Source organism: Nocardioides sp. NPDC000445 (genome assembly GCF_040300245.1).
Classification (GTDB): Bacteria; Actinomycetota; Actinomycetes; order Propionibacteriales; family Nocardioidaceae; genus Nocardioides.
This window is the reverse complement of the sequence record NZ_JBEPDH010000004.1, coordinates 68,776-91,761: the sequence shown is the minus strand read 5'-3', so window position 1 is coordinate 91,761 and position 22,986 is coordinate 68,776. Positions and strand designations below refer to the sequence as shown.

Genomic DNA, 22,986 nt, shown 5'->3' with positions numbered 1-22,986 from the left:
TCGTCAGCGCTGTGGGGAGTCCGATCGGGCGCGGTCGAGGAAGTCCGAGAGTGGCCCCGGCATCTCAGCGCTGCGGTCCCCCCAGTCATAGACAACACAGGTCTTGGCGATCAGATCGTGGAAAGAACGGTGTTCACGCTGCACCACGATCAGGAGCAGGCCGATCCCGAAGAACACCACACTGAGGGGGAACACCAGCGTCCTGACGAACATGGTCCGCACCCCTGGTGCAGTGCCGTCGGCGCGTACGACGCGTAGTCCGGCCAGTCCCTTCCCGATCGTCCGGCCGGTGATGGCGAGGCTGATGAAGACATAGGAGAAGGCCCAGATCGCGAAGGCAGCGATCCCGAGCAGGGTCGAGCCGTCGTCGGTGAGCGACCTGGACGTGAACATGCCGAGCAGGAAGCTGAACCCGGCGACGCCCAGCGTGTAGAGGCCGGCGATGAGAAGGCCGTCGATGAGAGCGGCAGCTGCCCTGCTGATCGCTCCCGCATAGTGTCCGGACACCGAGCGGCGCACCCGGCGGATCCTCGCGCTGCCGTTCCTGAGGTCGGGCGTTCCTCCTCGGGCCGCAACCAGGCTGGGCGGCCCGTCCCGTCGCTCGTCCTCGCTCCGTCGCATCAGCCGGTCCACGATCCGGTCGATGACGACGTCGAGCCCCACCAGCTGTCGCCGGGCGACGTCGAGAGCGGATCCGGCCATCGAGTAAGTGCTCTCCGCCACGATGTCGGGGATGCCGGAGCGGCGTACGAGGGCCTCGACGTCGACGTTCCCCAGCAGGGCGTCCAGATCGACGTCGGCGAGGAGCTTGTTCAGGTCGACGCGCGCGAGCAACGCATCCATATCGACCCGCGCCAGGACCGCGTCGAGGTCCACCCGGCTGAGCAGCGCGTTGAGATCGACGTGTTCCAGGACGATATCGGGATCGACCGTGACGACGACCCTTTCGGTCACCGCGCCGGCGACCCGGCCGAGGAGCCTCTTGCCGTTCTGCCGACCCTCGGTCATGACGTCGCCGGCTCGGACACGCGGAGCACCACGGCGATCAGCCGGCCCGGAGCCGACGCACGGCCGGGGCGTCGTCTCGTCGTGCGCGCAAGATCCCCATCGCAGGTGCCGCCTCTTCCAGTCGTGGATCGCTGGAAGCCTAGAGCCGTCTGATCTGTCTCTCATCACCCACGTCGGGTGATTCAGCGGTCTCAAAGTGGCCGGTCGCGACGCGTGCGGGCCGGGTTCTGCTGGCTAGCTGCGTCAGTCCGGCGCACGGGCAGGCGAAGGCGAGAACTCCTGCAGCTCCTCGCGGCCACCCCTGACGATGAGGCAGGAGGACTCCGGCACCTCCCGCCACGCCCCGCGCAAGTCCCCCAACGGCTCGGACACGACGAGGCGTGCGTCATCGGAAAGCTGATGCAGTACTGGGTTGTCGGGGTACTGGAGACGGAGTGTGGCAACGTCGGTGTTGTGGAACAGCGATCGGGACCTACCCTCGCTGGAGTATCGGAATGCCCACGTGGTTTCCCCGTCGGTGGTCGCCACCGACATCTGGATCGGGTATTCGACTCCGTGGCGTCGCCCCGTCTCCTCGATGAGGCCAACTGCCTGAGCCACCGCTTCCGGCGGGTTCTCCTGGAGTCCGAAGGTCAGGGCGAGGAAGAAGAACAGCTCCGAGTCCGTCGATCCCTCGATGTCGGGGAACAGCCCGGGCTCGACGGCCCGCGCTTCAGCAACGGGAAGTCGGCGATGGCCCCGTTGTGCATCCACAGCCAGCGGCCGTGGCGGAAAGGGTGGCAGTTGGTCTGCTGGACCGCAGTGCCGGTCGTCGCTCGGATGTGCGCGAAGACCCGGCCGGCGGCAGCGTGGGCCGAGAGCTCTCGGAGGTTGCGGTCGTTCCAGGCGGGCTCGATGCTGTGATAGGTCCCTGGGGTGTCCTGGGCGCCGTACCAGCCGACACCGAAGCCGTCGCCGTTGACCGTCTCCACCCCCAGCCGTGAGTGCTTGCTCTGCACCACGAGCGAGTTCTCCGGCTTGAACAGAAGGTCCTCCAGGAGCACCGGCGAACCTGAGTATGCGAGCCAACGACACATGTCGATCTCCCCTCTCCGCCCCCGACACACATCGGAGCGCGACTGCTCCAGTACAACGGCGAAGGCAGGCCCAGCGGATCACCCGTTTCGGATAGCAGCGGACCCGAACCGGCCAAGTGGCGTGGTGCGGTCTGGTGTAGATGCATTTCGATCTCGTGAGCCCAGAATGGGCCCATCACCCCACCAACGGGCAATGCGTGAACCTCGCGGACAGACACAAAAACGCCCCTGACCTGCGTGAGCAGGTCAGGGGCGATCTGTCGGGCTGACAGGATTTGAACCTGCGGCCCCTTGACCCCCAGTCAAGTGCGCTACCAAGCTGCGCCACAGCCCGAAACTGCGAGTGGATTTCTCCGCTCGAAGCGCTCCGAACATTACCGCACGGCTTCACCCGCTCACCAATCGGTATCCCCCTCCGGCGGGTCGTCGGCGGAGGCGAGAGCTTCGGCGGCTTCGTCGATGATGGCGCGCATGGCTTCCTCGGCGGCTGCCGGGTCGCCGTTGCGTACCGCGATCGCCACCTTCTCGTGCAGCTCGATGGCGGTGGGGTTGGGCTTGTCGGGCATCAGGTGGTGGTGGGTACGTCCGGCGAGGAGTTCGGCGACGAGGTCCCCGAAGGCGGCGAGCATGTCGTTGCCGCAGGCGTTGAGCAGGACGCGGTGGAAGGTCGTGTCGGCCTCGAGATAGGCCTCCAGGTCGCCGGCGGCGGCATGGACGACCATGTCTGCCACGGATCGGGCCAGCTCGCCGTGGTGCTCAGGCTCGGCCCGCTCGGCGGCGAGCCGGGCCGCGATCGGCTCGAACCCGAGCCGCAGCTCGGAGAGCGACAGCAGCTGCTCGCGCCGGCCCTCGCCGTCGAGGCGCCAGCGGATGACCAGTGGGTCGAAGACGTTCCACTCCTGCCGCGGGAGGACGGTGATGCCGACGCGTCGCCGGGTGGTGACCATGCCCATCGCCTGGAGAACACGCACCGCCTCGCGCGCGACCGGGCGGGAGACGTCGTACGTCGCCTGGATCCCCTCCAGCGTGAGAACGGCCCCTGGCGGCAACTCGGCGGAGACGATCCTGCGCCCGAGCGCGTCTCGGACGCTCTGGTGCAGTCGATGTACTGCCTCACCGGTGGAAGTCGTCACAGCGGCATCGTCGCACAATCCAAGCGCGGCGTAATCAGAATCCGTTATGACACCCCGCCTTGCCAAACGGATGCCTTTTGATGCACCCTGTGACGCGTGACACAGAACCCTCTCCTCGTCGTCATGGGAGTCTCCGGCTCCGGCAAGTCGACCGTCGGCGCTGCGATCGCCCAGCGCCTGCGGGTCCCCTTCGCCGACGCCGACGACTTCCACCCGCCGGAGAACATCGCGAAGATGGCCTCCGGTCGTGCGCTGAACGATCACGACCGGCAGCCCTGGCTGGAGACGCTCGGCGGCTGGCTCGCCGAGCACGAGCAGACCGGCGCGGTGCTGAGCTGCTCGGCGCTCAAGCGCAGCTACCGCGATCTGCTCCACAGCCGCGCCCGCGGACTCCGGCTGCTCCACCTCAGCGGCACCCCTGAGGTGGTCGAGGCACGCCTCGCCGCCCGCGCGGGGCACTTCATGCCGCCGTCGCTGCTGCGCTCGCAGTTCGCGACCCTCGAGCCCCTTGCTCCCGACGAGCAGGGCACGACCATCGACATCGACCAGGACATCGACGCGATCGTCGACCGCTTCCTCACCGCCGAGAACCTGACCCCCACCCTGATCTCCAAGGAATCCGCATGATCATCCTCGCTGCGCCAGAGCCGGTCGCACCGGTCGCCTCCGGCGGCGTACTCCTCGCCGCCGCGCTGGCCTCGATCGCCCTGATCGTCGTCCTCATCACCTACGTCAAGCTGCACCCGTTCCTCGCGCTCCTGCTCGGCGGCATCACTGTCGGGGTGCTGGCGGGACGCAACGTCGTGGACGTGATCACCTCCTTCGGCGAAGGCTTCGGCGCGACCGCGACCAGCGTCGGCCTGCTGATCGCGCTCGGTGCGATGTTCGCCAAGCTCCTCTCCGACTCCGGCGGTGCCGACCAGATCGTCGACACGATCGTGGGCAGGTCCTCGGTTCGTACGCTGCCGTGGGCGATGGCGCTCGTCGGCGCGATCATCGGTCTGCCGATGTTCTTCGAGATCGGCCTGGTGCTGCTGATGCCGGTCATCTACCTGGTCGCCCGTCGCGCGCAGGTCTCGCTGATCACCGTCGGGATCCCCACCCTCGCGGGCCTCTCGGCGATGCACGGCCTGGTGCCGCCGCACCCGGGTCCGCTCGCCGCGATCGGCGCGCTCCAGGCCGACCTCGGCACGACGCTCGCGCTCGGCGTACTGGTCGCCATCCCGGTCATCATCGTCAGCGGGCCGCTGTTCGGCCGGCTCGCGGGCCGCTGGGTCGTCGTCGAAGCACCGCACACCTACGACGCCACTCCGGTGGGTGGCCCGGGAGCCGCCACAGCCACCGACATCCGCCGGCCCTCCTTCGCCGTCACCCTGTTCAGCGTCCTGCTGCCGCTCGTGCTGATGCTCGCCAAGGCGATCGTCGACATCGTCATCAACGACCCCGAGAACCAGGTTCAGCAGATCTTCGACGTGATCGGCTACCCGCTCGTCGCGCTGACCATCGCGGTCATCGTCGCCATGTTCACGCTCGGTCGCGGGTCCGGGATGGATCGCCGCCAGATCGCCAAAACGGTGGAGATGTCGCTGCCGCCGATCGCGGGCATCGTGCTCATCGTCGCCGCGGGTGGCGGGTTCAAGCAGTCGCTGATCGACACCGGCATCGGCACCCAGCTCGCCGACTGGGCCCAGGGCTCCGGCGTGTCCGCGATCGTGCTCGCCTGGGTGCTCGCGGTCCTCATCCGCCTCGCCACCGGCTCGGCGACCGTCGCCACCATCACCGCCTCGTCGCTGGTGGTCGACCTGGTCGCCAACATGCCCGCCGCCGAGGTCTCGCTCGTCGTGCTCGCCGTCGGCGCCGGCTCGGTGTTCTTCTCCCACGTCAACGACGCCGGGTTCTGGCTGGTCAAGGAGTACTTCGGCCTCGACGTCGTGCAGACGATCAAGTCGTGGTCGCTGATGGAGACGGTGCTCTCCGTGTCCGGTCTGGTGTTCGTGCTGGCACTGAGCATGGTGATCTGACACCCGCCCTCGCGAAACTGTCGGTGCTGTCCGACACAATCACTCCTGACACATGGATCACACCCACCACAGGAGCTCACCGTGTCGGATACCCCGCTTGAATCCAACACAGCCCCATCCAACACAGCCCCGTCGGACCCTGCCCCCAGCAAGCTCGACCCGATCTCCCGCAAGGGCACCCCGGCCCATCGCACGAAGTCGAAGCGGGAGGGCGCCGGGCGGCGCCAGGGGATGCCGGTGCAGGCGATCAGCCTCTCCGTGCCGGCATCCCTGGCGGCGCAGTGGAAGACCTACAGCCAGGAGGTCCCGCGTTCGCTGGTCGACGTCATGCTCGACGCCGTCGCGGCGACCCGGCCCCGGCTGCCGGTCCTGCTGCGCGCCCACCAGGCAGCGCTGCGCGAGAAGACCAGGCCCGTCTCCGACGGCACCTTCATGCGCACGGTCCCACAGCCGAAACGGCTCGAGGACCCGTACGTCACGATGCCCCTCCGTCTCCTGGCGACGAACGTCGACGTGCTGGACGCCATGGTCCACGAGATGGCCGCGGAGTCCCGCTCGCAGCTGGTCGTCGTCGCGCTGACGGCGTGGCTGGCCGACCGGCGGGCCGAGGAGCAGGTCTACGCCGAGCAGCTCGAGCTCGAGGTGCCCGAGGACCCGTTCGACCGTCCCTGAGCGCGGCCGGGACCGGGCCAGTGCCCCGTCTCGGCTGCGCCGTGCCTCAGAGCACCTTGGTGCCGTACATCTCCCCCAGCGGGTCGGCGAGGAGCTCGAGACGCTCGCCGTCAGGCCCCGTGAAGTAGAGCGACGACTTGGACTCGACGATGTAGTCGACGCCCGCGTCGTCGAGCTTGGCGCGCAGGTAGTCCCACTTCTCAGGGGTCACCGAGATCGCGATGTGGTGCAGCCCGCCGAGCACCTCGGCGTACGGGCCCAGATCGAGCCCGGGGAGCGTGAAGAAGGCCAGCAGGTTGCCCGCCCCGACGTCGAAGAAGAAGTGGTCGGAGCCGGCGTAGTCGCGGTTCTCGAAGATCTCGGTCAGCGGGAACTCCAGGAGCCCCTGGTAGAAGTCGATCGACCTGCGTACGTCCGAGGAGAGCAGCGCGGCGTGGTGGATCCCGCGAGCCGTGCTGGCCGGTCGGGCGCCCTCCTCACGGAGGTACTCCTTCTTGATCCGCTCACGGTCCTTCGTGATGAAGTCCATGTCGATGCTCATCGTGCTCTCCTCATGCCATGACGTCTCGGATCCAGTCTAGTTTCTGCGTCAACTGTTACCTGAGGCGGGCGGTGGTGCTGAAAGCACGAGCTACGACTCGGTAAGGTATGCCTCATGGATGAGGTCAAGTGGCTCAGTAACGACGAACAGGTCGCGTGGCGTGCCTGGCTCGCCGTCAACGCACAGCTCACTTCGCGGATGAACCGCGACCTCCAAGCCAAGAACGGCCTCTCCCTCGCCGACTACGACGTCCTGGTCAACCTGACCGACGTCCCCGACCGCTCGCTGCGGATGTACGAGCTCGGCGACAAGCTGCAGTGGGAGAAGAGCCGGCTCTCGCGCCAGGTGATGCGGATGGCCGCGCGCGGCCTCGTCGAGCGCCGCGAGTGCCTCGACGACCGGCGTGGCGCCTTCGTCGACCTCACCCCGGCCGGACTCGAGGCCATCAAGGCCGCTGCCCCTGAGCACGTGAAGCTGATCCGCCAGGTCATGTTCGACGCCTTCACGCCGGAGGAGGTCGCCGCCCTGACCAAGCTCTACCAGGGCGTGCTCGAGCGCCTCGAGGTCGCGCCCGCCCGCGCCGCCGCCGACGGCTCCGCCGCCTAGCCCGCCGGCCCACGACATAGAACGGGGCCCGCAGGTCACCGATGGTGACCTGCGGGCCTCGTCGTTGCGCTACTAGCGCTTCACCCCGAACGCCGAGACGACCTTCTGGGTCACCGTGTTACCGGCGTCGTCGCGGGCGGTCGCCCGCAGCGAGACCAGGTCGGCGCCGCGCGCAGGGATGCGCAGGCGCGTCTCCCAACGGTCGCCGTCCTTGCTCAGCTTCACCGCGGTCCAGGTCGAGCCGCCGTCGTAGCTGACCTCCAGCGTCGCCGCCTTCACCGCGCCGGCGCGCTCGGCACCGGGCACCGTGTAGGGCAGCACCGCGAACGGGACCTCGGCACCCGCACGCACCGTGCCGTCCAGCGCGGTGTCCACGTCGTAGTCGAGCTGGAGCAGCGGCAGCGGCGTACCTGCCTCACCGGAGGGGACCGAGTCGGCCTGGTCGGCCACGAACGTCCAGGACGTACGAGTACTGGTCGAGTAGCGGTGGGCGTCCCCGGCCGCGTCGGTGTCGATCTCGAACCGGTACGTCTGCGGGCCCTCGGCGACGGGGACCGCGGTCTGGACCGCCTGCCCGATGCTCTCCCGCACCAGGGTGTCTCCGTGGAAGAGGCGGGCGGTCACCGGGGTCTCGCCCCAGGGGAACCCACCGGTGATCCCGGCCGGGCCGCTGGCGTTGGCGACGTTGACCTGGAACCACTCACCGTTGTGTCGCGGACCCCAGTAGCCCTCGCCCGTGCGAGGCGCGGTCACCGGAGCGAACCAGTTGCGCACCGTGGTGCTGCGCGGCTCGTACGACTGGCGCATGCCCCGCTGCTCCCAGGTGCTCTCGTGAGCCACGTTCTCGTACCAGGTGACGCGGTCGTAGGTGGAGACGTAGTCGGTCCGGACGGTCGCCGTGGGCTGCAGCGCCCGGACGCTGAGGCACGGCGGCCACTGGTAGTCGCGGCAGTCGGCGCGGTCGTCGACGGCGAGCCGCTCCTCGGTGTCGTGGTAGCGACTCTCCACGGTAGCGAGCTGCCGCGTGGTCGGCGCCAGCGCCAGCTCGGCCGGGATCTCACCGCGCCAGCTCTTGGAGACGTCGTAGAGGTAGGACGGGAACTCGACGGCCTCGCCCTCCAGGGTCAGCCTGCCCTTCGCGGCGGCCGCGACGAGCTTCTCGCCCTGAGCCGACCGCACCGAGACGACGGGCATGTCCTCCTGGGTGACGAAGTCGACGAGCGGGCCCGGACGGTCGTTGACGAGGATGAGCAGCGCCGCGCCGGCTGCCTGGGCGGCGGCCTCCCGCTCCTCGGCGGTGACGGCGTCGTCCCTGGTCACGAGCACAGCGCGACCCTTGGCGTCGACGTTCTCGTAGTCGGCGGAGGTGCCCTTGCCGGCCACGACGGCCCGCAGCGACACCCGGCCGTCGAGCCTGGCCGATCCGAGCTGGTAGACCGGGTCGAACGCGAGCGCCCGCGAGCTCCGCGCCGTCACGTCGAGTGCCGGCTCGGTGGCCCGCCAGCGTACGGCGAAGTCGAACTCCGCGCTGTCGACCGTGCCGGTGGGCTCGGCGTAGAACGAGTCCACATCGACCCGAATCGCATAGGTGGCGCCGAAGGTCGCGTAGCGCCCGCCGATGCCGGAGTCGTTGAAGAACTGGAACCGGCGGTAGGCGACCTCGCTGTCCTTGGGCGTCTTCAGGGTGAGCTCGTCGGCCCTGCGGGCGTCGAGCACGAGCGACTGGTCCTTGTCGGTGACGACGACCTGCGGGTCGCCGACCAGCGCGACACCGGTCGAGCCGGGACCCTTCGAGCCGGCGACGTCGAGGAACGCCGTGGCCGAGTAGATGCCCGGCTGGAGGCGCTGAGTCGGCACCTTCCCGGTGGCGGGGTCGATCGGCAGGCTGCTGACGAACTGGTCGCCGTAGCGGTAGAAGGTGACGTAGCCGGTGGCGGGGTCGCCGGACCGGTCGAGCGCGGTGATGTCGAGGCCGTAGCGCTCCTCCTCCTTGACCAGCGCGGTCGCGGTGCGCACGGTGATCTCGCCGGAGGCGTCGGTCGCGACGACGGCGCCGCTGTACTTGCCGGCGAGGGTCGCGTCGTCGGCGTCGGCCGTGATGGTGACCTCGGCGCTGCCGCCGGCCGGCACGACCAACTCGGAGGCGGAGAGCGAGACCAGGTCGCTCGCGTTGCCGTCCGGACCGGTGACGTCGGTGCTCAGCGCGAGCGTGACGTCGGCGTCGGTGGAGTTGGTGTAGGTCACCGTGCCGCTGGCGGGCTCGTCGCCGTCGTGCGGCCAGCCGTAGAAGCCGAGGAACCCGGCGCCGGACCCGTCCACCCCGTCGAGAGCGGCGGGCACATCGAGGCGGCCGGTGCCGACCTCGTACGCCGGCGCGTCGATGTCCGCGGCAGAGGAGACCAGGGCCTTCTTGAGCTGCTCACCGGTGAGCTCGGGGTGCGCGCCCTTGAGGATCGCGGCGGCTCCCGCGACGTGCGGGGTGGCCATCGAGGTGCCGTCCATCGATCGGTACCAGCCGGTGCCGGACGACTGCTGAGAGCGGGCGGCGAGGATGCCGACGCCGGGCGCGGTCAGGTCGGGCTTGATCGCGTGGTCGCCGACCCGCGGGCCGTAGCTGGAGAATTCGGCGCGTACGTCACCGTCGTCCACCGCGCCCACCGTGAGAGCGGCATCCGCGGTGCCGGGGCTGCCGATCGATCCCTCGGCATAGCTGTTGCCGGCCGCGACGACGAACAGGGCACCGGTCTCCTCGCTCAGCGCGTTGAGCGCCTGCGCCATCGGGTCGGTGCCGTCGTTGAGGCTGGAGTCACCGAGGCTCATCGAGACGATGTCGGCGTTCGCCGCGCCCCACTCCATGCCGGCGATGATCCAGGAGTCCTGGCCGTAGCCGGCGTTGTCGAGCACCTTGCCGACCAGCAGGTCGGCGCCGGGGGCGACGCCCTTGTAGAGCCCCTCGCTGGCCGCGCCGGTGCCCAGGACCGTGGAGGCGACGTGGGTGCCGTGCCCGTGCCGGTCGTCGTCGACCGCCTGGCCTGGCACGAACGACTCCGCCTTGTCGACCTGGTCGGCCACGTCGGGGTGGGTGGCGTCGATGCCGGTGTCGAGGACCGCGACCCTCGCGCCTGTGCCGTCGAAGCCCGCGGCCCACGCCTCGGGCGCGCCGATCTGCGCGGTGCTCCGGTCCAGGGTGGTCTCGGCCTTGCCGTCGAGCCAGATCTTCTCGACGCCGCCGCCGAGCCTCCCGGCCGCCCCTGCGGAGCGCGTGGCGGCGCCGTCCTTCGCCACGGCCGCCCAGAACTCGGGGGCCTTCTTCTTGCTGACGGCGACGGCGTCCGCGTCGATGCTGGGCAGGTCGAGCGTACGCTCGGCGCCCGGCAGCTTCGCCGCCTTGGCACGGGTCGGGGCCTGCTCCAGGATCAGCGGAGTGGCGTCGACGGTCTCGTCGTCGTAGCTCATCTCGAGGAGCCCGGTGACGTCGAACAGCCGGCGGTCGAGCGTGCCCGCGGCCAGGTAGCGCTTGGCAGCGGTGGGGATGGCGTAGAGGTGGTCGCCCACCTGCTGGGTCTCGATCGCACCGGCGGCGGCGTCGAACCCGAGGGTCAGGACTCCGTCGTCGGTCGCGGTCACGTCGATGACGTCGCCGGTCACGAGGGTGATCGTGGTCCGTCCGTCGTCGAGTGCGGGCGTACGGGGCGCCGTGCCGGTGCTGCCGGCGCCGGTCCGGGGGCCCTCAGGCGTGGGGTCGGTGCCTGGGGTCGCATGCGCGCTGGTGGCCATGGTCGCGACCAGGGCGGTCGCCGCAGCAGCTGCCGCGACGGCCTTGGTGACGGCCGGCAGGCCGGATGTGGTTGGGGGTCTCATGGAGATGGACCCTGTCAATGGGGCGCGACAGGCGACAAGAGCGATGTCGTGGCGGTTTTACGGCATGGCGAGACTCCGTCAGCGCCGGAACATCCGGGTTGTGTCGCAGAAGTGCCATGCTCGGCATCGTGCTCGGTCTGACCCCTGATGAGACCCTCGCCTACGGCGAGCTCATCACCATGCCCTCCGCCACCGCCGGCGAGTTCGCGGCCGCCCTCAGCGCCTTCGGGACATCACCGGGAGAGGCGCATCTGCTGCTGCGCCGCCTCGAGGAGCACGGCCTGGCCGCTCGGATCACCGGCGACGAGCGGCGCTTCGCCGCTGCTCCGCCCGCGATCGCGCTCGGCGCGCTGCTCGCCCGACAGCAGGACGAGGTGCGGCAGGCGGAGATCGAGCTCAGCCGCCTCGACGAGGCCTACCGGGTCGCGGCCGCCGGCCGCGGGCCCACGGACGTGGTCGACGTCATCCACGGAGAGGACGCCGTCCGGCACCGGTTCGAGCAGGTCCAGCTCGGCGCGCGCGAACGCGTCGACGCGTTCGTACGCCCGCCGGTGATCGTGACCTCCAGCCAGGAGAACTCGGCCGAGAACAAGGCCGTCGCGCGGGGCGTGCACTACCGGGTCGTGGTCGAGCGCAGCATGCTCGAGAGCCAGGACGTGACCGTCGACGAGGCGATCGAGGCGACCGACGCGGGCGAGGAGATCCGCTTCGCCGACCACGTGCCGCTCAAGCTCATCATCGTCGACAGGCGGCTCGCCCTGATGCCGCTGACGTCCTCGGGCGACGTCGTCGGCGCGCTGCTCGTCCGCGAGAGCACGCTGCTCGACGCCCTGATCGCGCTCTACGAGAACGTGTGGGACCAGTCGACGCCGATGCTGGTGGGGACCGCCGGCCTCACCGGAGACGTCGCGCAGCAGGTCGACGACGAGGACGCGCAGGTCCTCGGGCTGCTGCTCGCCGGTCTCACCGACCAGGCCGTCGCCAAACAGCTCGGTACGTCGCTGCGTACCGTGCAGCGCAGGGTGCGAGCGCTGCTCGACCTCGCCGGCGTGGAGACCCGGATGCAGCTCGGCTGGCACGCCGCGAACCACGGCTGGGTGCAGGTAGGGGCGGACGGTCAGCTGACGCCCGCCCCACCTGGGGACTAGCGCTTGCGCTTCTCCCGAACCCGCTGCTGGAGCACGATCGGGGTGCCGACGAAGCCGAACTCCTCGCGCAGACGGCGCTCGATGAAGCGCTCGTAGGAGGCCTCGAGCTTGCCGCTGGTGAACAGCACGAACGTCGGCGGCGCGGTGGAGGGCTGGGTGCCGAAGAGGATCTTCGGCTGCTTGCCGGACCGGACCGGGTGCGGGTGCTCGGCGACGAGGCGGCCGAGGAACGAGTTGAGCGCGCCGGTGCCGATCCGCGTCTCCCAGCCCTCGAGGGCCTTGTCGAGAGCCGGGACCAGGCGGTCCACGTGCCAGCCGGTGCGGGCGGTGATGTTGATCCGCGGGGCCCACTGCACCTGGACGAGATCACGCTCGATCTCGCGGTCGAGCTGCCAGCGACGGTCCTCGTCGACGAGGTCCCACTTGTTGAAGGCGATCACCAGCGCCCGGCCGGCCTCGCGGACGGTCTGCAGGATGCGGATGTCCTGCTCGGAGATCTTCTCGCCGCCGTCGAGGACGAGCACGGCGACCTCGGCGCGGTCGATGGCGGTGGTGGTGCGCAGGGAAGCGTAGTACTCGTGGCCCGAGGCCTCCTTGACCCGCTTGCGGATCCCGGCGGTGTCGATGAAGCGCCACTCTCGGCCGCCGAGCTCGATCAGCTCGTCGACCGGGTCGACGGTGGTGCCGGCGACGTTGTCGACGACCGCCCGCTCCTCCTGGGCCAGCTTGTTCAGCAGGCTCGACTTGCCCACGTTGGGCTTGCCGACCAGCGCAACCCGGCGCGGGCCACCGATCTCGGTGCCCTCAGGAAGCGGCGGCGGGTCGGGGAGCACCGCGAGGATCGCGTCGAGCATGTCGCCCGAGCCGCGGCCGTGCAGCGCGGAGACCGGCCAGGGCTCACCGAGCCCGAGGTTCCACAGCGCGGCGGCCTCGGCCTCGGTGCGCATGTCGTCGACCTTGTTGGCGGCCAGGACGACCGGCTTGCCGGACTTGCGCAGGATGCGTACGACTGCCTCGTCGGCGTCGGTGATGCCGACGGTCGCGTCGACCACGAAGAGGACGGCGTCGGCCAGCGAGACCGCGATCTCGGCCTGAGCGGCGATCCGCTCGGCCAGGCCCTGGGCGTCGGGGTCCCAGCCGCCGGTGTCGACCAGCGTGAACGCCTTGCCGTTCCAGTCGGCGTCGTAGGAGACGCGGTCGCGGGTCACTCCGGGTACGTCCTGGACGACGGCCTCGCGACGACCGATGATCCGGTTGACCAGGGTCGACTTCCCGACGTTCGGGCGGCCGACGACCGCCAGCACCGGCAGCGGGCCGGCCGGGGTCTCGTCGGTCTCGGTGGTGTCTCGTACCTCTTCGTACGAAACGTCGGGGTCAGTCATTGTTCTCCTCGCTAGGTAGCGGACCGGGCAGTTCGCGACCGGTCAACGCCAGGGCATGGTCCTGTTGGACCTGCATGTGCTTCTGGAGCAAACCCGAGACATGCCCGACTTGTTCCCTGGTACGCGGCCAGCCTACGCGCTCGACGTGGAAAGGCTCGCCATAGACGATGTCGATCCGAGCACCTTTGTGCGGCAGCGACGAGACGCCGCCACCCGGATCGCGGCTGCCGAGCATCGTCACCGGCACCACGGGAGCACCCGAGGCGAGGGCGAGATAGGCGGCACCGCGGTTGAAGTGGGACAGGTCGCCCGCACCGCGGGTGCCTTCGGGATAGATGCCCATCGCGTTGCCCTCACGCAGCACCCGCAGCGCCATCTTCACCGCCGCCGGGTCGCTGCCGAACCGGTAGAGCGGGATCTGACCGGCCCAGCGCAGGAACGGGCCGAGGAACCAGTGCTCGAACATCTCGAGCTTGGTCAGCGCGTGCACCGGACGCGGAGTGAAGATCGCCAACAGCGGACCGTCGATGATCCCGATGTGGTTGGAGGCGAAGACGACCGGCCCGGTCGCCGGGATGTTGGCGGTCTCGTGCAGCCGTACGTCGAACCGCCGCCGGATCAGCCACCGGGCGTAGACGTTGATGTGGTAGAGCGCCCACCGGCTCGGATGCGGGACCCCGTCGGTGCGGGGAAGCTCGGTGCGGGGTGTGCCCGCGGGCGGGCTCGCGCTCACTCCCCCGCCTTCTGAGCGAGGTCGACGACGAGGTCGATGACCTCCTCCAGCGTGTAGGGCGTGGTGTCGAGGTGGGTGGCGCCCTCCGGCACCACCGCACCGCCCTTGGTGGAGTCGATCTTGTCGCGGTTCTCCAGCGACGCGCGGACGGCCTCCGCGTCGGTGCCACCCTCCTCGGCCGCGCGGCGCGCGGCGCGTGCGGCCGGGTCGGCGGTGACGTACAGCTTCAGGTCGGCCTGGGGCCAGACCGCGGTGCCGATGTCGCGGCCCTCGACCACGATGCCGGAGCCGGCGGCGAGCGCATCCCGGATCTCCTGCTGCTGGAGCGCGATCAGGCGGGCACGGACCTCAGGGACGGTGGCGACCGGGGAGACCGCCGCGTTGACCTTGTCGCTGCGGATCTCGACCGACACGTCGGCCCCGTCCAGGGCGATCGTCGGAGCGAGCGGGTCGGTGCCGGAGGTGATCACCGGCTTGCCAGCCGCCGCGGCGATCGCGTCCGCGTCGTGCACGTCGATGTCGTTGCTGAGCATCCACCAGGTCATCGCCCGGTACATCGCGCCGGTGTCGAGGAAGCGCATGCCCAGGCGGTCGGCGACGCCGCGCGAGGTGCTCGACTTCCCGGAGCCGGAGGTGCCGTCGACGGCGATGACGATACGGGCGGGTTCAGTGGTGGGATTGCTGCTGCTCACGGGCGGGAGCCTACCGGTGAGCGACCCAACCTCGGGACTCCAGAACCGCCTGCATCCGGTCGGCCGCGTCGTCGGCCACGATCAGCTCCATGACACCGACCGGGCGACCGGGGTCGTGGTCGATGCGTACGTCCTCGATGTTGACGCCGCTCTCCCCCGCGTCGGCGAAGAGACGGGCCAGGTTGCCGGGCTCGTCGGGCACCGTGACGTAGATGGTCGCCTGCGCGGTCTGCGGCCGGCCGTGCTTGCCGGGGATGGCTCTGGTCCCGGCCTGCCCCTCCTTGAGAAGTACGTCCAGGGCGGCCGCGTCACCGTTGCCCACCGCCGCGATCATCTCGTCGAGCTGAGCGCGCACCTCGGTGAGCAGGTCGGTCACCGCGCGGGCGTTCCCGGCCACGATCTGGCCGTAGAGACCGGGATCGCCGGCGGCAACACGGGTCACGTCGCGTACGCCCTGGCCGCTGAGGCCGAGGTGTCCCTCGGGCGCCACCGCCAGGCGGCCGGCCACCAGCGCGGCCATCAGGTGCGGGACGTGGGAGGTGCGGGCGACGGCCTGGTCGTGGTCCTCCGGGCTGAGGGTCAGCGGAACGGCGCCGCACAGCGCGGCGAGCTCTCCGACGAGCGCGGTCGCCTCGGGGTTCGCCTCCGCGTGCGGCGTGACCGCCCAGGGCCGCCCCTCGAACAGCGTCGCGGTCGCGGCCAGCGGCCCGGAGCGCTCGCTGCCTGCCATCGGGTGCCCGCCGACGTAGCGTCGTACGTCGCCCGGGCTGTGCTCACGGACGTAGGCCAGCGGCGAGGCCTTCACGCTGCCGACGTCCGTCACGACGGCGTCGGGGCTGTCGGCGAGCGCTCGGGCGATCACCTCGCCGAGGTGCGCCGGCGGGACCGCGACGACGATCAGCTGCGGCGTGTCGCCGGGCTTGCGGCGGCGGCCGGCGCCGAGGCCGGTCGCGGTGCGCACGTGGCTGGCGACCGAGTCGCTCAGCAGCACGTCGAGTCCGGCGGAGGCGCAGGCGAGCGCGACCGAGGTGCCGAGCAGGCCGACACCGACGATCTCGACCGGGCCGGTCAGAGTCGACAGCCCTCCCCCTGCGTGCCCGGTCTGTGTCATGCCTCCAAGGCTAAACGGTCGGTGCCGCCGGACCCGCCTCGTCTCAGCGCCTGTGGTGCGCTATCGCGGCCGGCGACCAGGGTGTGCGATAGCGCTTCGCGATCACGAAGGCTGGTAGCTGCCGATGGACCAGGAGTTGCCCTCGGGATCGGTCACGGTGCCGCCGCGGCCGCCGTAGTCCTGGTCGACCATCGGCCGGTCCACGGTGGCGCCAGCCGCGACCGCCTTGTCGAAGACGGCGTCGGGGTCGTCGGTGACCAGGTAGGCGGAGGAGACACCGGTGTTCTTGATGCCGCCGTCCTCGCGTACCTGTCCGAACATCAGCCCGCCTCCCCCGGGCCAGAGCCACTCCGCGTGGTGCACGATGCCGCCCTCACGGTAGGTGGCGTGCTCGACGAAGCCGATTGCGCTCAGCCACGTCATCATCTTCTCGGCGTCCTGGAACGCCATCGACTGCCAGTACTTGATCTTCGCTACGTCGGTCTTCTGCTCAGTGCTCATGCATCCGAGTCAACCGCCGACGTACCGGCCAGGTCTTGAACGAATGGGAACTCCTCGCGCAGCCAGGTCGTCGGCGTACACCCGCCGAACTCCTGCCACTCCCGCGTCAGGTGCGCCTGGTCGGCATAGCCACAGACGGTCGCCGCCCGAGCCAGTGGCATCCGGCCGACCAGTCCACGGGAGCGGTCGAAGCGAGCCAGCCGCTGGAACTGCTTCGGCGCCACCCCGGTCTCCGCACGCACCAGGTCACTGATCCGCCGGCGGCTGTAGCCGACGTCGTCGGCCACCTCCTGCACTCCCGCTCCCCCGGTCAGCAGCGCCAGCGCGCGGCCCACCTCCGCCCTCGGCCCGGGCTCGCCGTACCGCGCCAGCGCCTCGACCAGGCCGGTCACGACCAACCGGGCCCACTCCCGCGGATCCGCCTCGGCCAGCCGCTCCGGAAGATGACGTACGCCGCCAGGTGCCGCGACCTCGTCGAGGGCGAGGAGCTCACCGCGCCACGCCGCCGCCGGCATCCCGAACAGCGCCCGCACCCCGGTGGTGGTCAACCCCAGCTGCACGCCGCGCTGGTGGCCGTGGTGATGGATCGCCGCCGGCCGGGTGTGCAACCCGGAGACCATCGACCACGCCGTCACCGGCTCCGTCCCACTCCCCCACGAGGTCACCAACGGCTCGTCGACCGGGAGCACGAAAGTGATCTCGGTCGACGGCATCCCCCGATGCACCCCCGGCGCCCCGAAGTCGACATCGTAGGTGACCAGTGAGGTGACATAGGGCCGCAGCACCTCCGGCACGGTCATATCTCGATGGTGCCACGGTCGGGGCGGGTTGCCCATGCACTATCGCGCGAGACACGGCAGGTGTGCGATAGCGCTATGCGGTGCTGGTTGCCGAGGCGTCACCCGCGTCGACCGAGTGGGCAGTTGACTGCCCACTCGGCCGACGTACGTGACGTCTCGGCGGCAGACCTCACCAGGAAAGCTCACCCGACCGGGAGATGTGAGCCTCCTTCATCGCCGCCACCAACCCGGTGACCGAGAGCCGGCGCTCGACCCCGGCCGCGACGTCGCGTACCTGCACGTCCCCTGCCTCAGCCTCGTTCGCCCCGATGACCCCGATGAGCGGTTCACGTCGACGACGAGACTCGCGGATCCGAGCACCGAGCGAGCCGTCGGCGTCCAGACGCGGACGGAGCCCCTCGGCGACGAGCGCGTCGACGAGTCCGCGGGCACCGGCGTCCTGATCTGCGGAGACGGGGAGGACGGCGATCTGGACAGGCGCCAGCCACAGCGGGAGACGGCCCTGGTAGCGCTCGAGCACCGCCGCGGTGACGCGCTCCATGGATCCGACGGTGCCGCGGTGGACCATCACGACCCGCTGCTGGGAACCGTCGGCGGCGTCGTAGGTGAGGTCGAAGCGCTCGGGCTGGTTGAAGTCGACCTGGACGGTGGCGATGGTCTCATCGTGGCCCGCGGGGTCGATGACCTGCAGATCGAGCTTGGGACCGTAGAAGGCGGCCTCGCCCGGCGCCACGACGACCTCGACGCCGGCCTCGGCCGCCGCTTTCCTCAGCGCCTCCTCGGCACCGTCCCACTGCTCGACGGAGCCGAGGTAGGACGGGGAGGCGTCGCGGAGGGAGAGGCGGACGTAGTCGACCCGCAGACCAAGGATCTCCTGGGCCTTCAGCGCCGAGCGCAGCGCCTTACCCGCCTCCTCGGCCACCTGGTCGGGGCGGCAGAAGACGTGGGTGTCGTCGAGGTTGATCTGGCGTACCCGGCTCAGCCCCGAGAGCACCCCGGAGCGTTCGGCGCGGAACATCGGGGCGAGCTCGTGCAGCCGGATCGGGAGCTCACGGTAGGAGTGCTGGCGGGCCCTGTAGACCAGCGCATGGTGCGGGCAGTTGGCGGGACGGAGGACGAGGTCGTCCTCGTCCGAACCCGATCCCATCGACATCGGCGGGAACATGTCCTCGGCGAACTTCGCCCAGTGACCCGAGCGCTCGAAGAGCCCACGCTTCCCGAGCACCGGGGTCTTGACCGGTACGCAGCCGTCGGCCCGGGCCAGGTCGGCGGCGAGCCGCTCCAGCTCGGCGAAGATGACGGCCCCGTCGGGCAGCCAGAGCGGCAGCCCGGATCCGGCCAGCGGGTCGGCGGCGAAGATGGCGAGGTCGCGGTTGAGGTCGCGATGATCGAGATTCATGGTGTGCTCCTGGATCGAGGTCCCGGAGCACGGCCACCAGAGACGAGAACCGCCCCGGAGCGATGCTCCGGGGCGGTCTGCGAAAAGTGGACAGCAGGTCAGCGCCGGAGTGGGTCCGGCGTCGTCGTGCTCATCGCGCGCTGCTGCATGCCGATCACCTTAACGGCTCGAGCCCCACGTACGCACCAGGGTTTCTGCGGCCTCAGAGCTCGGTGGTGTCGAGGAGCTCGCCGAGCTCCTCTCGGGACAGATCGCGCATCTCACCGGGCTTCATGGTGCCGAGCCGGACGGGGCCGATCCGGGTGCGGGTCAGCCGCGTCACCGGGTGGCCGAGGTGGTCGAGGAGGCGGCGCACGATGCGGTTGCGTCCTTCGTGGATGACCAGCTCGATGATCGACTTGTCCTTGCGGGTCTCCATGATCCGGGCCTTGGTGACGGTCACCGGGCCGTCCTCGAGGGTGACACCGGCGAGGAGCCGCTTGCGTACGTTGGGGAAGATCTCGCCACTGACCTCGGCGACATAGGTCTTGTCGACCTCGTAGCTGGGGTGGGCCAGCCGGTGGGCGAAGTCACCGTCGTTGGTGAGGATGATCAGGCCCTCGGTGTCGGTGTCGAGACGGCCGACGTGGAACAGACGCTCGGGGCGGTCGGCGACCAGGTCCGAGAGGTTGCGTCGGCCTTCGGGGTCGCTCATGGTCGAGACCACACCACGCGGCTTGTTGAGGGCCAGGTAGACCTTGCCGGAGATCGGCGGGAGCCGCTTGCCGTCGACGCGTACGACGTCCTTGCCCGGGTCGACCTTGGTGCCGAGGCGGGTGACCACCTCGCCATTGACCTCGACGGAGCCGTTGAGCATCAGGATCTCGCTGCCGCGCCGCGACGCGATGCCGGCCAGGGCCAGCAGCTTCTGGAGCCGGATCAGGCCCTCGTCGTCCAGCGGAAGATCGTCTCGCTCAGGCAGGTCGCTCACGTTTACGATTCTGCCGTATCCGCCGAGTCATCCCCATTTGCCGCACTCTCCTCGGGCTGCGCGGCGAGCGCCTCCTGGCTGACCTGCTCGGTCAGCTCCTCCTCCATGTCGGCGAGGTCGGGCAGGTACGGAGCCAGCTCCGGCAGCTCGCCGAGGTCGGTGATGCCGATCCGCTCGAGGAAGTAGCCGGTGGTGCGGTAGAGGTTGGCGCCGGTCTCGTGGTCCTGGCCGGCCTCCTCGACGAGACCGCGGGTGAGCAGCGTACGCATCACGCCGTCGACGTTGACGCCGCGGATCGCGGAGACCCGGGCGCGCGAGACGGGCTGCTTGTAGGCGACCACAGCCAACGTCTCCAGGGCAGCCTGGGTGAGCCGCGCCTGCTGCCCCTCGAGCACGAAGCCCTCGACGACGGCGGCGTACTCCTCGCGGGTGTAGAACCGCCAGCCACCCGCGACGTTGCGCAGGTCGAAACCGCGGCCCTGCTCGGTGTATTCGGCCGCCAGGGCCTCCAGGGCCTCGATCACCGCGGCCGTCGGGTGACCGACCGCGGAGGCCAGCGATGCCGCGGCCAGCGGCTCGTCGGCGACCATCAGCACCGCCTCGAGTGCAGGCCGCAGGTCGGCGAACTCGATCGCCAGGGTCTCCTCGGTGGTCTCCCCCGTGGCAGCCTCAGTCATCGTCCTTCTCCCCGTCATCGGCGCCGCCCTCCGCGGGCGGCTGCCCCTCGAACTCGTCTTGGATCAGCTCATCGACGTCGAGCGCCTCGTCGCCGGTCCAGCGTACGGTCAGCTCGCCCAGCGCGGTGACCTGGTCGAAGGCGACCGCACCCTCGCGGAAGAGCTCCAGCAGCGAGAGGAACCGGGCCACCGTGGTCAGCGTGTCGGGCGAGTCGGCGCAGAGGCCACGGAAGGTGACCTGCCCGCCGGCGCGCAGCCGCTCGATGACCAGGGCCGCCTGCTCCTTGACCGACACCTTGGAGCCGTGGATGTGGGCGAGCCCGATCTCGGGCGGCCCCGGCTTGGGTGCCATCGCGGCGGCGGCGAGCTGGGCGAACTGCTCCAGCCCGATCCCGATCAGCACTTCGGGCAGGAGCCCCGCATAGCGCGGCTCGAGCTGGACCGAGCGCGGGTGGCGCTTGGACTCCTTCGCCAGCCGCTCGCCGAAGACCGCCGCGACCTGCTTGAACGCCTTGTACTGCAGCAGGCGCGCGAAGAGGAGGTCGCGAGCCTCGAGCAGCGCGAGGTCCTCCTCGTCCTCGACGTCACCCTGCGGCAGTAGCCGGGCTGCCTTCAGGTCGAGCAGCGTGCTCGCCACCAGCAGGAAGTTGGACGTCTGTTCGAGGTCCCAGGACCCGCTGTCAGCGGCGCCCTTCTTGACGTAGGCGATGAACTCGTCGGTCACCGTGGCCAGGGAGACCTCGGTGATGTCGAGCTTGTGCTTGGCGATCAGGCTGAGCAGCAGGTCGAAGGGACCCTCGAAGTTGCCGAGGTGCACCTCGAAGCCCCCGGCGCCGCTCGACTCCTGCTCCTCGGCCCCCTCCGGGGCATCGGCCATCTGCGTGACCGTCACTCGGCGAGCCGGTGCACGAGGGCGCTGTCGTCCCCGTACTCCTCCAGGTCGGCCAGCACGATCGCGAGCGCCTCGCGCACCAGCCGGCCGCGGTCGACCGCGATGCTGTGCTTGGCCCGCAGGTTGAGCCGGGCGTGCTCGAGGTCGAGCAACTCCTCGGAGGTGATGTAGACCGTCATCTTCTCGTCATGGCGTACCCGGCCGCTGGACCGCTTCTTCGCAGCCGGCGTCTCCTCGGCCGGCTCGGGCACCGCATGCACCGGACGGGCCTTCGCCTCGGCGGCGGGCCCGGCGGCGGCAGCGCCGTCGGACGTACGCCGGAACAGGTCGTCGGCAGCCGGAACCCTCACTCGCCGCGTTGCCATCGGGCCAGCACCTCCTTGGCGAGCATCCGGTAGGAGTCGGCGCCGGTGGAGCTGGATGCGTACTCGGTGATCGGCTCGCCGACTACGGTGGAGTCGGCAAACTTCACGGTGCGGCGGATGACACTGTGGAAGACGCGGTCGCCCCAGCCGTTGACCAGGGTCTCCATGACCTCACGGCTGTGCATGGTGCGGCTGTCGTACATCGTGCCCAGTATTCCGTCGATCTTCAGACGCGGGTTGAGCCGCTCCTGAACCTTGTCGATGGTGTCCTTGAGCAGAGCGACGCCGCGCAGCGCGAAATACTCGCACTCCAGCGGCACGACCACGGAGTCGGAGGCGGTGAGCGCGTTGACGGTCAGCAGGCCCAGGCTCGGCTGACAGTCGATGAGGATCACGTCGTAGTTGGCGACGGCCGGCGCCAGCGCGCGGGCCAGGGTCTGCTCGCGAGCGACCTCCTGGACCAGCTGCACCTCGGCGGCGGAGAGGTCGATGTTGGCCGGCAGCAGGTCGACGCCGTCGATGCCGGAGGGGACGACGACGTCCTCGAGCGTGATGTCACGCTCCATCAGCAGGTTGTAGACGGTCAGCTCGATCTCGTTGGGCTGGAGACCCAGACCGACCGAGAGCGACCCCTGCGGGTCGAAGTCGACCATCAGGACCTTGCGGCCGTGCTCGGCCAGCGCGGCACCCAGGTTGATGGTGGTCGTGGTCTTGCCGACGCCACCCTTCTGGTTGACCATCGCGACCGTGCGCGCCGGGCCGCCGGTGGCGGGACCGGGCTCGGGGAGATTGGGCCAGGGACGACCGGTCGGGCCCATCTTGTTCTTGCCCGGGGAGTCGAAGGACCCCGCGTCGGGCTCAGGGGCGTTGGCGCGCAGCCGGGCCGAGGGCGGATAGGCCGGGGGCGGGGCCGCCGGCGTCTGCGGAGGCATCTGCGGCGCGGTCGCGCCACCTGCTCCGAAATAGCTGTCTTCCATTCCTCCACCCCCGGTTCAGTTGCCGCGGCCCTGGGACGATCACGGCTAGCGGGTCTATATGTCGACACGGCGACTCTAAGACCCGGATCTGCGCGACTGTAGGAGCCGCGCCGGGCGTGTCACAAGGCAAATCCGGGTGATTCTGATACGCGGCCCGAATCTGTTGATGACCTGTGCACTTGGCGCACCGCCAGCCCCACAGGAAGGGCCCTCGATGTGGAGAAACCTGTGGATGGATCTCCGCTCGATCGGTCGAGCTCAGTGCGACTTACGGCGCTTCTGGAACTGGTCGTAGGCCTTGCTCGCAGCGTCCTTGATCTTCTTCTGGTTCTCGGGCTTGCGAGCCTCGTTGGCGATCTTGGCGATGGCCGCGACGACGACGGGGTTCTTCAGTAGCTTGCGCACGCCCCAACGCTAGCGG

23 protein-coding genes and 1 tRNA gene are annotated in these 22,986 nt (G+C 70.0%); 5 read left to right on the top strand and 19 right to left on the bottom strand.

Annotated features, from left to right (window positions below):
- Positions 1-3: 3 nt before the first annotated feature.
- The 4 genes from ABT304_RS06850 to ABT304_RS06835 all read right to left on the bottom strand — a co-directional run bounded on the left by ABT304_RS06850 (position 4) and on the right by ABT304_RS06835 (position 3,217).
- Positions 4-1,008, bottom strand: coding sequence for an RDD family protein (locus ABT304_RS06850; RefSeq protein ID WP_350713912.1), 1,005 nt, complete (start codon positions 1,006-1,008; stop codon positions 4-6).
- A gap of 632 nt (positions 1,009-1,640) precedes the next feature.
- Positions 1,641-2,051, bottom strand: a complete 411-nt coding sequence (locus ABT304_RS06845) for a class II glutamine amidotransferase (RefSeq protein ID WP_350713911.1) — start codon at positions 2,049-2,051, stop codon at positions 1,641-1,643.
- A gap of 293 nt (positions 2,052-2,344) precedes the next feature.
- Positions 2,345-2,418: transfer RNA gene (locus tag ABT304_RS06840), tRNA-Pro, on the bottom strand.
- Positions 2,419-2,479: 61 nt separating this feature from the next.
- The gene (locus ABT304_RS06835) at positions 2,480-3,217 is read right to left on the bottom strand and encodes a FadR/GntR family transcriptional regulator (RefSeq protein ID WP_350713910.1); all 738 of its coding nucleotides are present in this window, start codon (positions 3,215-3,217) and stop codon (positions 2,480-2,482) included.
- A 96-nt stretch (positions 3,218-3,313) separates the two neighbouring features.
- On the opposite strand from ABT304_RS06835, the gene ABT304_RS06830 reads away from it, so the two are divergent.
- From ABT304_RS06830 to ABT304_RS06820, 3 genes are all read left to right on the top strand, one after another.
- Positions 3,314-3,844 (top strand): gluconokinase, encoded by a 531-nt coding sequence (locus ABT304_RS06830; protein WP_502890297.1) that lies wholly within the window; start codon positions 3,314-3,316, stop codon positions 3,842-3,844.
- Positions 3,841-5,238, top strand: a complete 1,398-nt coding sequence (locus tag ABT304_RS06825; RefSeq protein WP_350713909.1) for a GntP family permease — start codon at positions 3,841-3,843, stop codon at positions 5,236-5,238. The genes ABT304_RS06830 and ABT304_RS06825 overlap by 4 nt, the downstream gene beginning before the upstream one ends.
- A gap of 81 nt (positions 5,239-5,319) precedes the next feature.
- Entirely contained in the window at positions 5,320-5,910 is a 591-nt protein-coding gene (locus ABT304_RS06820; RefSeq protein ID WP_350713908.1) for a hypothetical protein, read from the top strand.
- 46 nt (positions 5,911-5,956) lie between these two features.
- On the opposite strand, the gene ABT304_RS06815 is transcribed toward ABT304_RS06820, so the two are convergent.
- Positions 5,957-6,451, bottom strand: a complete 495-nt coding sequence (locus ABT304_RS06815; RefSeq protein ID WP_350713907.1) for a VOC family protein — start codon at positions 6,449-6,451, stop codon at positions 5,957-5,959.
- Between the two features lie 114 nt (positions 6,452-6,565).
- Here ABT304_RS06815 and ABT304_RS06810 point away from each other — a divergent pair, with 114 nt between their 5' ends.
- Positions 6,566-7,057 carry a MarR family winged helix-turn-helix transcriptional regulator gene (locus ABT304_RS06810; RefSeq protein WP_350713906.1) on the top strand — a complete coding sequence of 164 codons (492 nt, stop codon included), beginning with the start codon at positions 6,566-6,568 and terminating at the stop codon, positions 7,055-7,057.
- A 72-nt stretch (positions 7,058-7,129) separates the two neighbouring features.
- Here ABT304_RS06810 and ABT304_RS06805 read toward each other — a convergent pair whose 3' ends face one another.
- On the bottom strand, positions 7,130-10,918 hold the full coding sequence (locus ABT304_RS06805) for a S8 family serine peptidase (RefSeq protein WP_350713905.1): 3,789 nt from the start codon (positions 10,916-10,918) through the stop codon (positions 7,130-7,132).
- Between the two features lie 116 nt (positions 10,919-11,034).
- On the opposite strand from ABT304_RS06805, the gene ABT304_RS06800 reads away from it, so the two are divergent.
- Positions 11,035-12,066 (top strand): helix-turn-helix domain-containing protein, encoded by a 1,032-nt coding sequence (locus ABT304_RS06800; protein ID WP_350713904.1) that lies wholly within the window; start codon positions 11,035-11,037, stop codon positions 12,064-12,066.
- Here the strand turns inward: ABT304_RS06800 and der are convergent.
- The 13 genes from der to ABT304_RS06735 form a co-directional block, all read right to left on the bottom strand.
- Positions 12,063-13,448, bottom strand: coding sequence for a ribosome biogenesis GTPase Der (gene der / locus ABT304_RS06795; protein WP_160023729.1), 1,386 nt, complete (start codon positions 13,446-13,448; stop codon positions 12,063-12,065). The genes ABT304_RS06800 and der overlap by 4 nt on opposite strands.
- Entirely contained in the window at positions 13,441-14,181 is a 741-nt protein-coding gene (locus tag ABT304_RS06790; protein ID WP_350713903.1) for a lysophospholipid acyltransferase family protein, read from the bottom strand. The genes der and ABT304_RS06790 overlap by 8 nt, the downstream gene beginning before the upstream one ends.
- On the bottom strand, positions 14,178-14,873 hold the full coding sequence (gene cmk / locus ABT304_RS06785; protein ID WP_350713902.1) for a (d)CMP kinase: 696 nt from the start codon (positions 14,871-14,873) through the stop codon (positions 14,178-14,180). Before cmk ends, ABT304_RS06790 begins: the two co-directional genes overlap by 4 nt.
- A 10-nt stretch (positions 14,874-14,883) precedes the next feature.
- Positions 14,884-15,984 (bottom strand): prephenate dehydrogenase, encoded by a 1,101-nt coding sequence (locus ABT304_RS06780; protein ID WP_350713901.1) that lies wholly within the window; start codon positions 15,982-15,984, stop codon positions 14,884-14,886.
- A gap of 102 nt (positions 15,985-16,086) precedes the next feature.
- Complete coding sequence (locus tag ABT304_RS06775; RefSeq protein WP_160023737.1) at positions 16,087-16,485, bottom strand: VOC family protein; 399 nt, start codon at positions 16,483-16,485, stop codon at positions 16,087-16,089.
- On the bottom strand, positions 16,482-17,285 hold the full coding sequence (locus ABT304_RS06770; protein ID WP_350713900.1) for a helix-turn-helix domain-containing protein: 804 nt from the start codon (positions 17,283-17,285) through the stop codon (positions 16,482-16,484). The genes ABT304_RS06775 and ABT304_RS06770 overlap by 4 nt, the downstream gene beginning before the upstream one ends.
- A 169-nt stretch (positions 17,286-17,454) precedes the next feature.
- Entirely contained in the window at positions 17,455-18,684 is a 1,230-nt protein-coding gene (gene thrS, locus ABT304_RS06765; protein WP_350713899.1) for a threonine--tRNA ligase, read from the bottom strand.
- 202 nt (positions 18,685-18,886) lie between these two features.
- A complete protein-coding gene (locus ABT304_RS06760) occupies positions 18,887-19,654 on the bottom strand; it encodes a pseudouridine synthase (RefSeq protein ID WP_160023742.1) in 768 nt (255 codons plus the stop codon).
- 2 nt (positions 19,655-19,656) lie between these two features.
- Positions 19,657-20,331: an SMC-Scp complex subunit ScpB gene (scpB, locus tag ABT304_RS06755; protein WP_350713898.1), complete on the bottom strand. Its 675-nt coding sequence runs from the start codon at positions 20,329-20,331 to the stop codon at positions 19,657-19,659.
- Positions 20,324-21,208, bottom strand: a complete 885-nt coding sequence (locus ABT304_RS06750; protein WP_350713897.1) for a segregation and condensation protein A — start codon at positions 21,206-21,208, stop codon at positions 20,324-20,326. The genes scpB and ABT304_RS06750 overlap by 8 nt, the downstream gene beginning before the upstream one ends.
- A gap of 11 nt (positions 21,209-21,219) precedes the next feature.
- Entirely contained in the window at positions 21,220-21,588 is a 369-nt protein-coding gene (locus ABT304_RS06745) for a hypothetical protein (protein WP_160023748.1), read from the bottom strand.
- Positions 21,570-22,520, bottom strand: a complete 951-nt coding sequence (locus ABT304_RS06740) for a ParA family protein (protein WP_457166034.1) — start codon at positions 22,518-22,520, stop codon at positions 21,570-21,572. Before ABT304_RS06740 ends, ABT304_RS06745 begins: the two co-directional genes overlap by 19 nt.
- Before the next feature lie 303 nt (positions 22,521-22,823).
- Positions 22,824-22,970, bottom strand: coding sequence for a hypothetical protein (locus ABT304_RS06735; protein WP_350713896.1), 147 nt, complete (start codon positions 22,968-22,970; stop codon positions 22,824-22,826).
- Positions 22,971-22,986 lie beyond the last annotated feature (16 nt).

Excerpts from the sequence above, each read along its gene's own strand:
- ABT304_RS06815 (WP_350713907.1), bottom strand. The coding sequence starts at position 6,451 with ATGAGCATCGACATGGACTTCATCACGAAGGACCGTGAGCGGATCAAG.
- ABT304_RS06780 (WP_350713901.1), bottom strand. The coding sequence starts at position 15,984 with ATGACACAGACCGGGCACGCAGGGGGAGGGCTGTCGACTCTGACCGGC.
- ABT304_RS06770 (WP_350713900.1), bottom strand. The coding sequence starts at position 17,285 with ATGACCGTGCCGGAGGTGCTGCGGCCCTATGTCACCTCACTGGTCACC.
- ABT304_RS06825 (WP_350713909.1), top strand. The coding sequence starts at position 3,841 with ATGATCATCCTCGCTGCGCCAGAGCCGGTCGCACCGGTCGCCTCCGGC.
- ABT304_RS06750 (WP_350713897.1), bottom strand. The coding sequence starts at position 21,208 with ATGGCCGATGCCCCGGAGGGGGCCGAGGAGCAGGAGTCGAGCGGCGCC.
- ABT304_RS06810 (WP_350713906.1), top strand. The coding sequence starts at position 6,566 with ATGGATGAGGTCAAGTGGCTCAGTAACGACGAACAGGTCGCGTGGCGT.
- ABT304_RS06800 (WP_350713904.1), top strand. The coding sequence starts at position 11,035 with ATGCTCGGCATCGTGCTCGGTCTGACCCCTGATGAGACCCTCGCCTAC.
- ABT304_RS06775 (WP_160023737.1), bottom strand. The coding sequence starts at position 16,485 with ATGAGCACTGAGCAGAAGACCGACGTAGCGAAGATCAAGTACTGGCAG.
- scpB (WP_350713898.1), bottom strand. The coding sequence starts at position 20,331 with ATGACTGAGGCTGCCACGGGGGAGACCACCGAGGAGACCCTGGCGATC.
- der (WP_160023729.1), bottom strand. The coding sequence starts at position 13,448 with ATGACTGACCCCGACGTTTCGTACGAAGAGGTACGAGACACCACCGAG.
- ABT304_RS06740 (WP_457166034.1), bottom strand. The coding sequence starts at position 22,520 with ATGCCTCCGCAGACGCCGGCGGCCCCGCCCCCGGCCTATCCGCCCTCG.
- ABT304_RS06850 (WP_350713912.1), bottom strand. The coding sequence starts at position 1,008 with ATGACCGAGGGTCGGCAGAACGGCAAGAGGCTCCTCGGCCGGGTCGCC.
- ABT304_RS06745 (WP_160023748.1), bottom strand. The coding sequence starts at position 21,588 with ATGGCAACGCGGCGAGTGAGGGTTCCGGCTGCCGACGACCTGTTCCGG.
- thrS (WP_350713899.1), bottom strand. The coding sequence starts at position 18,684 with ATGAATCTCGATCATCGCGACCTCAACCGCGACCTCGCCATCTTCGCC.
- ABT304_RS06805 (WP_350713905.1), bottom strand. The coding sequence starts at position 10,918 with ATGAGACCCCCAACCACATCCGGCCTGCCGGCCGTCACCAAGGCCGTC.